Source organism: Bartonella sp. CR84HXZ, assembly GCF_042194535.1.
In the GTDB taxonomy this organism is placed as follows: Bacteria; Pseudomonadota; Alphaproteobacteria; order Rhizobiales; family Rhizobiaceae; genus Bartonella; species Bartonella grahamii.
The window spans coordinates 1,265-2,584 of sequence record NZ_JBHIMY010000059.1 but is presented as its reverse complement, the minus strand read 5'-3'; the positions used below and the strand labels follow the sequence as shown (position 1 = coordinate 2,584).

The 1,320-nt window shown below is 46.9% G+C and carries 2 protein-coding genes; both read left to right on the top strand.

Going from position 1 to position 1,320, the window contains the following annotated elements; translation table 11 throughout:
• A partial coding sequence (locus ACFIKD_RS09180; RefSeq protein WP_375647860.1) for a ShlB/FhaC/HecB family hemolysin secretion/activation protein occupies window positions 1–336 on the top strand: 336 nt, incomplete at its 5' end.
• 25 nt (window positions 337–361) lie between these two features.
• A partial coding sequence (locus tag ACFIKD_RS09175; protein ID WP_375647858.1) for a filamentous hemagglutinin N-terminal domain-containing protein occupies window positions 362–1,320 on the top strand: 959 nt, incomplete at its 3' end.

Genomic DNA, 1,320 nt, shown 5'->3' with positions numbered 1-1,320 from the left:
TCCAATGTTCGTGGCACGCGTGAGAGTTTGCTTTTTGGCAATAACGGTTTTTTTAGCCGGAATGATTTGTTGCTGCGCACCATTCCGTGGAGCAATCACGCGACCTTCAAAAAGGTTTTTGGTGAACTTCGCCCTTATGTTGGTTTGGATTATGGGCGTGTTTTTGCACAACCCTTGTATGGGATTAAGAGTGACCAGCTTGCCGGTTGGACAGCGGGTGTCAAGCTTGCGGGAGGCATGGTCTCTCTCGATGCCAGTTATTCCAGTATTTTTTGGAGCACAGTTAAGCACAAAAAATCAGGAACATTTTTTATGACATTAACAATGGAACTTTAAGCGTCTTTTATTGGGGAGTTAAAGTATGAGATATGAGAAGAGAGCAGAAAGAGCAGCTTTATTAGGTGTTTTGGTCTCCAGTACGATGCTCAAAAAGGTTTTATTTGGGGGACTTGGTTTTTCTTGTTTGTTCGCATCTTCAGCGTTACAGGCGCAAATTACTGTGGATCCTAACGCGAATGCCGCCCATCGCCCAGATATAGTAGCAGCGCCCAATGGGGTTCCCTCGATTGATATTGTTACCCCCAATGGCAAGGGCTTATCACACAATAAATATGATGATTTTAATATTGGAAATCCGGGTGTGATTTGGAACAATCATGCACAAGAAGTAGGGCAATCGCAGTTGGGGGGCATTATGCCGGGCAATCCGCATTTGCGTGTTACGGGTTCGGCGAAAGTGATTTTAAATGAAGTCACCAGCAGCAAGCGCAGTGCGCTTCATGGTCCAGGAGAGGTTTTTGGGAGCCCAGCCGATGTGATTATAGCCAATCCCAATGGGATAAGCTGTGATGGTTGTGGCTTTATCAATACGCCCCATGCGACTTTAACCACAGGTGTACCCGAAATTGATGCGAGCGGTTTTTTAAAAGGCTTTGAGGTGCGAGGTGGGGATATCACCTTTGGAGCAAAGGGAGCAAATTTTTTCTCAGGCCAAGGGGCTGTTGATATTGTCGATATTGTCTCACGCACGGTGCATTTTGAAGGACCTGTTGCGGGCAAGGAGATTGGTGTGACCGCAGGGACAGGGCACTTTGATTACGCTTCACGGGAAATGAAAGAACTGACCGATATTACTGGTAAACCGGAATATGCGATAGATGGTTCTGCTTTGGGGGCTCTACAGGCGGACAGAATAAAACTTGTGGCAACAGAAAAAGGTGTTGGGGTTCGCATGCGCCATGATATGGCAGCCAATGCGGGGCAGTTGCATCTTTCTGCTGACGGGAAAATCTCCCTGAAGAATGTTTTTGGTCATGGGGG